The 6,768-nt window shown below is 39.1% G+C and carries 8 protein-coding genes; 5 read left to right on the top strand and 3 right to left on the bottom strand.

The window, feature by feature from the left end; genetic code table 11:
• Positions 1 to 61: 61 nt before the first annotated feature.
• The 5 genes from IQ247_RS21485 (at position 62) to IQ247_RS21465 (ending at position 5,401) form a co-directional block, all read left to right on the top strand.
• Positions 62 to 436 carry a hypothetical protein gene (locus tag IQ247_RS21485; RefSeq protein ID WP_193923186.1) on the top strand — a complete coding sequence of 125 codons (375 nt, stop codon included), beginning with the start codon at positions 62 to 64 and terminating at the stop codon, positions 434 to 436.
• 524 nt (positions 437 to 960) lie between these two features.
• The gene (locus IQ247_RS21480) at positions 961 to 1,218 is read left to right on the top strand and encodes a TIGR02450 family Trp-rich protein (protein ID WP_193923184.1); all 258 of its coding nucleotides are present in this window, start codon (positions 961 to 963) and stop codon (positions 1,216 to 1,218) included.
• A 935-nt stretch (positions 1,219 to 2,153) separates the two neighbouring features.
• Positions 2,154 to 3,020: a ferredoxin:protochlorophyllide reductase (ATP-dependent) iron-sulfur ATP-binding protein gene (bchL, locus tag IQ247_RS21475; RefSeq protein ID WP_193923183.1), complete on the top strand. Its 867-nt coding sequence runs from the start codon at positions 2,154 to 2,156 to the stop codon at positions 3,018 to 3,020.
• 35 nt (positions 3,021 to 3,055) lie between these two features.
• Entirely contained in the window at positions 3,056 to 3,823 is a 768-nt protein-coding gene (locus IQ247_RS21470) for a DUF5331 domain-containing protein (RefSeq protein WP_193923182.1), read from the top strand.
• Between the two features lie 177 nt (positions 3,824 to 4,000).
• Positions 4,001 to 5,401: a ferredoxin:protochlorophyllide reductase (ATP-dependent) subunit N gene (locus tag IQ247_RS21465; RefSeq protein ID WP_193923181.1), complete on the top strand. Its 1,401-nt coding sequence runs from the start codon at positions 4,001 to 4,003 to the stop codon at positions 5,399 to 5,401.
• 243 nt (positions 5,402 to 5,644) lie between these two features.
• On the opposite strand, the gene IQ247_RS21460 is transcribed toward IQ247_RS21465, so the two are convergent.
• The 3 genes from IQ247_RS21460 to IQ247_RS21450 form a co-directional block, all read right to left on the bottom strand.
• Positions 5,645 to 5,893: a zinc ribbon domain-containing protein gene (locus IQ247_RS21460; RefSeq protein ID WP_322745548.1), complete on the bottom strand. Its 249-nt coding sequence runs from the start codon at positions 5,891 to 5,893 to the stop codon at positions 5,645 to 5,647.
• A 103-nt stretch (positions 5,894 to 5,996) separates the two neighbouring features.
• Positions 5,997 to 6,254 carry a hypothetical protein gene (locus IQ247_RS21455; protein WP_193923179.1) on the bottom strand — a complete coding sequence of 86 codons (258 nt, stop codon included), beginning with the start codon at positions 6,252 to 6,254 and terminating at the stop codon, positions 5,997 to 5,999.
• On the bottom strand, positions 6,241 to 6,513 hold the full coding sequence (locus tag IQ247_RS21450) for a BrnT family toxin (protein WP_193923177.1): 273 nt from the start codon (positions 6,511 to 6,513) through the stop codon (positions 6,241 to 6,243). The genes IQ247_RS21455 and IQ247_RS21450 overlap by 14 nt, the downstream gene beginning before the upstream one ends.
• Positions 6,514 to 6,768: the final 255 nt, after the last annotated feature.

The raw sequence follows: 6,768 nt of genomic DNA, 5'->3' as shown, positions 1-6,768 counted from the left end.
GGCATCTCCCCATCCCCCCGACGAGTTACCATAACTTCAGGTTGAATTTAAAATAAGCTTAATGACTGAATCTTACAACTTTGAAGACGAAGAATTTAACTTTATCGATGATGAGTTACCTCCGAGAAAGCCGATTCGGGATATGACTGATACAGAATTATTGCAACGCTTCAAAAATTTTTTTACTAGCAGCGATCGCGCTATGCTGCAAGATTGTCTTTTCCGTATAATTAATCGTGAGGATGGAACTGGTGTTTTAGAAATTCTTTGCCCTAATGCTGTTGTACAGCATCGTCTTTCTCGAAAATCCTTGAAAATAAGTAATATTATTAGCACTTGTTGGAGTCATGTCAAATTATTCTCTTTATGCATTAAGGAAAATGACCAGTTGTTATGCAAGCGCTTTAAACATGGTGGTCATTTATTAAATCAGTGAACAGTAAACAGTACGTACTTGCTATAGTAAGGTGTTTCGCCGTTTTATTTAACTGATAACTGTTAAAAGATACTTACCTAAATTCAGCGATTTTTTTGCGATCGCCTAGTACTTGACCACATTAATTATGAATGGTTAGTTTTTCCCAAAATTGTCTAGAGACCTTATGTATAACGTCTCTACAGCACGTCGTTAGACGAACAAACCCCTCATAACTTATGTGGTGGAGTACTAGAGTCGATTGCATTAGTTCTGATGGGTTAAATATTTGTAGTGCGAGCGTCTCGCTCGCTGATGGCTAGCGAGCTTTTCGGTATGCCCCTCCGGGGCAGGCTACAAATTACGAATTACCCACCAAATTTAATCAAATAGACTACTAGTGGTCTTTTTCATTTATTCTGACAGGTTCATTTATCCCCGAAACCATGTAGAGACGCGAAATTTCGCGTCTCTACACCCCCGCATAATTAATGAAAAGGACTACTAGTGCAAGCTCGTTGCTATCGCGTTGTAATTTCAGAATAATGCCTAAAAAACCAAAATTTCCTTATTTGTTGGGTTCTAAGTGGACATCCCAACAAAAAATTGATGGCTGGAGACACTTTCAAGTCATCAACCGTAAAAACCAAGGCAAATGGGTATATGCAGAAATGGTCGCTTCTTGCGATTCCGAGGTTCGTTTTTGGATGAATGCTAAATTATTACAAGACCGTTCAACTTGGCAACCAGGTTGGCAATCTTTACAGGAAATGGCGCAAATCAAGAATGAGAGTGCTTGTTGATCGAGATAAATTTAATTGTCATCAATAAGGCTTGTTAAAATATTAAATCTTCACAAAAAGCTTAAAAGTTAAGCTTTTTTTTATATTTATGTCTAAATTACAGCAGCTATCATTAGCTTGAAATTAATTTAAATGGTAAATTTTTTCAAAAACTACTCCATTTGATAAATGTGATTATTTTTAACATTTCTGAATTTAAGCTAATAATAGCTAAATCATTGTTGTGTAAGAGTTTGAGTTAGATTTTTTTGCTAAAATTCCGTCAAGCAATCAAGCAGTATCTGGATAGAGTTTTTAATTAAATTTTTTTCGTAAAGTAACCGAGTTTTTACTTAGGTACGCAGCGGTATTTTTTTTCCTAAGTCAAGCTTACACAACCTATTTAAAGATTTTAAATAATTATACTCACGGTAATAATACAACATCAAAAAATACTCAGTATTATTGCTGAATACCTGTAATTAAGCTGAACTGGATTTGAATGCTAACTTTTTGAGGTTTACGCCATTTTCCAAAAAAAAACTTGTATACCTAAGCCCCTCATACAATAGGCTATGCCTTGGTTTTATCTTCTTTATTAATTGTTTATTAATGATTTTTTTGGGATGAAAGGCATATATATCAGATATTTGAGATTTAGTTGAGATTTTTTGTTTATTGTAACTAATTATATATAAATAATTAAATAAAACGTATTATTAAGTTAATTTAAACATTGGTAGACTTTTGCAACGGATAATGTTTTAAATAGTAACTAATGAACTATATTACTAAACAATAAACTCAATTACATTCTCAAAGCTTTATAGTTTTGGGTGTAACTTGGACATTAACGAGATTCGATTGACTCAAAATTTATAAGTCTTTGTCCGACAGAGGAAAAGGTACATTGTTTGAGTCAAAAGTTTGATAAGAAACTATAAGAGGCAATAAAAGTGAGATTAGCAGTTTACGGTAAAGGCGGAATAGGTAAATCCACAACCAGTTGTAATATTTCCGTAGCCTTAGCTAAGCGCGGTAAAAAAGTTCTACAAATTGGCTGCGATCCCAAACATGATAGTACCTTCACCTTGACCGGATTTTTGATTCCGACGATTATTGATACCTTACAAGAAAAAGATTTTCATTACGAAGATATTTGGGCAGAAGACGTTATTTACAAGGGTTATGGTGGAGTAGATTGCGTCGAAGCTGGTGGACCTCCAGCAGGTGCAGGATGTGGTGGTTATGTAGTTGGAGAAACCGTAAAACTACTCAAGGAACTCAATGCTTTTGATGAGTATGATGTAATATTGTTTGACGTTCTTGGTGACGTAGTTTGTGGTGGATTTGCAGCACCGCTGAATTATGCTGATTACTGTTTGATTGTTACAGACAATGGCTTTGACGCTTTATTTGCTGCTAACCGTATTGCTGCTTCTGTCAGAGAAAAAGCCCGGACTCATCCATTACGACTGGCGGGTTTGATTGGTAATCGCACCTCTAAACGCGATTTAATCGAAAAATATATTGAAACCGTACCGATGCCAGTTTTAGAAGTTTTACCTTTGATTGAAGATATCCGTGTTTCCCGAGTCAAAGGCAAGACTTTGTTTGAAATGGCAGAAACAGAACCGGCGTTGAACTTCGTTTGCGACTATTATCTCAGTATTGCTGACCAGCTTTTAGCACGTCCCGAGGGGGTAGTTCCACAGGATGCTCCAGACCGAGAATTATTTTCATTGTTGTCAGATTTTTATCTAAATCCGAATAAACCACAGGTTACTAATCCTGAAGAGCAACTAGACTTAATGATTGTATAAATCATTAGTTTATTTCTCGGTAGGGAGGAGATAACATGGCTTTCTTTTATAGTTTCACAGATTCTCTAAAGCAGAAGTGGTTGCAATTCTACGCCTCGAATCGCGACTGGATTAAATTACATATGGAAGTAGACTCGGTTTATACACCCGATGGTGGTAAACGTCCGTCTTCATACCTCATTCTGGGAGTAGCAAACGCCCTGGAACCGAAGTTAGCGCAATTAATGTTGCCATTTTCCAAGTTAAATGCAGATGCCGATACTTTGGTTGAAGTACTTGATTTGCATTTCGATCCAGATGCAGCCCTTGGAAAGCAGTCTATGCAGCCAGTATCGCAAGAGGAGCAAGCTGATGATGCAGAATTTTCAATAGACCAAAATTCCGACAAATTTCCTAGCATTGCTTCTCAAATCAACGATTCTGAGGATAATGATGATTCTGAAGATGCAACTTTGGTAGTAGTAGAGGAAGCCTGGGGTGGACAAGATTTTTCAGCAAATTTTCAAAGCCAAGAAAGCGGATTGGATGAAATCCAAGTTGAGGGATTGGGAGATATTTCTGTAGAAGAAGAATCTTCTTTCGACAAGCCCGAACAAAACTCCAGCATAGAGGAAGAAGACGCTTTTGGTGATATTTCCTTCGACGAGTTTAAAGATGGAGATAGCACCGGCTTTGGTGATGCGTTAACAGATGTTTGGGGTGAAGAATCCGCAAATAAAGATAACGAGATATTTTTAGGGGAAGATATGAATGATGGATCTATTGACGATTCGGAAATAGCCCGTCTCTTCCCCAACAGCTAGGAGTTAGGAGTTAGGAGTTAGGAGTTAGGGGTTATGGGTTTTGAGTTGGGAGTTTTGAGTTGGGAGTTTTGAGTTAGAAGAGTTATGAATTTGACTCCTCACTCCTCACTCCTCACTACTCACTCCTCACTCCTCACTCCTCACTCTTAACTGAAAATAAAGGGGAGAACAAATAAAATGACAGTTGCACAACCACAAACTTTAAATTTTGAATGTGAAACAGGTAATTACCATACTTTTTGCCCGATTAGCTGCGTAGCGTGGTTATATCAAAAAATCGAAGATAGTTTCTTTTTGGTAATTGGGACAAAAACTTGCGGTTACTTTTTGCAAAACGCAATGGGGGTAATGATTTTCGCTGAACCCCGTTATGCAATGGCAGAGTTGGAAGAAGGTGATATTTCCGCACAACTCAACGATTATGAAGAACTCAAAAGATTGTGCTTGCAAATAAAACGCGATCGCAATCCCAGTGTAATCGTCTGGATTGGCACCTGTACCACCGAAATTATCAAAATGGACTTGGAGGGTCTAGCCCCCAGATTAGAAGCTGAAATCGGCATTCCTGTGGTGGTAGCGCGAGCAAATGGCTTGGACTACGCTTTCACTCAAGGAGAAGATACCGTTTTAGCTGCAATGGCTAATCGTTGTCCCCAGAATGCACCTGTAGTAGAAAAGAATAAAGAAGAACGCAACGGCATTCAAAAACTGCTTAGTTTTGGCAAGAAAAATGAAGTTGTCACTCAAGAAGATGCGGAATATGCAGATCATCCACCTTTAGTTCTTTTTGGCTCCTTACCTGACCCCGTTGTCACTCAGTTGACTTTAGAATTGAAAAGGCAAGGTATTAAAGTTTCTGGCTGGCTACCTGAAAAAAGATTTACAGAATTACCAGTAATTGAAGAAGGGTATTATGTCGCAGGTGTCAACCCCTTTCTCAGCCGCACCGCTACAACTTTAATGCGACGACGTAAGTGTAAATTAATCGGCGCACCATTTCCCATCGGCCCAGATGGAACCCGTGCTTGGATCGAAAAAATTTGCTCGGTGTTTGATATTACTCCCCAAGGTTTGGAGGAACGAGAAGCACAAATTTGGGAAAATTTAGAAGACTACGTGAAGTTGATTCGCGGTAAGTCGGTGTTTTTCATGGGCGATAATTTACTGGAAATATCTTTAGCCCGGTTTTTAATTCGCTGTGGAATGACAGTTCCCGAAATCGGTATTCCTTACATGGACAAGCGCTATCAAGCTGCTGAATTGCAACTTTTAGAAAAGACTTGTCATGAAATGGACGTACCTCTGCCCACAATTGTTGAAAAACCCGATAATTACAATCAAATTCAGCGAATTAATGCATTAAAACCCGATTTGGTAATTACTGGAATGGCACACGCTAACCCCTTGGAAGCAAGAGGAATAAATACCAAATGGTCGGTAGAATTTACCTTTGCTCAAATTCACGGTTTTACTAATGCACGGGACATTTTAGAATTAGTAACTCGTCCTTTGCGTCGGAATAACAGTTTGAAAGATTTGGGTTGGGATAAATTGGTTAGAGAACAAGCGAAGGTTTAGAATAAATTTTCTAAAATAACTTTCCCAAATTATTCGTAATATACAAGGAACCCAGTTTTTTTTAAAGCTGGGTTTTTTACTTGTTTCATAAAACGTTGGGTTACGACACGATAATTATAAATTAGGCGTTATAAACAAATTTTTTTTCGTGTCTAACCCAACCTACAAGCTATACGGCTTAGGCGATCGCCACCGTTGCTGTAATTGACACTCCCCACCCATAGAATGCGGGGGATTCTTGGTTCACGGATACAACTTAACCGAACAGGATTTCTCCAATCCGACCAGTGGTTCTATCTCCCCAAGCTTATAAGATCCGGTGTGCCCCACCGTACTTAATCCCTTGTGCAAAATATTAATTGCTGCATTAATATCCCGATCTTCTATGTATCCACAATAATTACAAATATGGGTTCTAGTTGATAGAGACTTTTGCACTTTTTCACCGCAATTAGAACAATTCTGACTAGTATTATGGGGAGCAACAGCAATTGTTAACTTTCCATATTTGGATTTTTACGATGTTGAAGAGTTTTTCTGTCTACCGCCCCAAATCAGCGGCGGCAGATAACCTTGAACTCAGCACCAGTGGCTATCAATCGTCCGCTGCATTTGAATTGTTAGCTTGTGCCGTTGGAGCGATCGCCCGATTATCCTGCATCACTCTAATCAGGAATCGTAGCGCCTCATTAACCGCATCAGCACTAGGAAACATCTCTGCGACATCAGGTTCTAACCGTACATTAGTTCCACCAAAGCTTTTTCTTCCAGAGCCTAATCTTCTGACTTGGAGGCTCTTCAAATCATATTCTGCCCGCAAATCATCTTCCATGTCTGACTTATCCTTCTTCATAGGCTTCTCGCTCGGTTCGTGTCACTTCTCTTGCGCTAATGAGGCGTATTGAATCACCCCTTTCGGTGTACGACACAATCAACAATCGTCCTCGGCTTGACTGCCCAACGATAAGGTAACGCTCCTCGTCTTCAGAATGGTCTGGATCGTAGAAGTCAACGTAGAGAGGATCGTCAAAAACTGTTTTTGCTTCCTCAAATGAAACCCCATGTTTCAATAAATTACGTGCTGCCTTGCTTTCGTTCCACTCAAACTGCATAAAGTTATTGTATCACTATCACTGCCCGCTTAGACCAATTTTTAGCCTTATGTTGGCTGTCTGTAATCTCGTTTCATTACAAGCGACTCATCGGTTTCGCTTACGACCTCAAACCCAAAGCGACTGTAAAGCTTTACTGCTGGATTCTTTGCCGAAACGCTCAATGAGATGGATGATTGTCCACAAACTGACCTTCAGGGACGTACAATGCCTGGTACAACATTTCCCAAAGAAATGGCTCATCTGTTAACGCAA

Origin of the sequence: Plectonema cf. radiosum LEGE 06105, assembly GCF_015207665.1 — a bacterium.
Classification (GTDB): Bacteria; Cyanobacteriota; Cyanobacteriia; order Cyanobacteriales; family Nostocaceae; genus Rivularia; species Rivularia radiosa_A.
The sequence above is the reverse complement of the archived record's forward strand: the minus strand, read 5'-3'. Positions and strand labels throughout refer to the sequence as shown.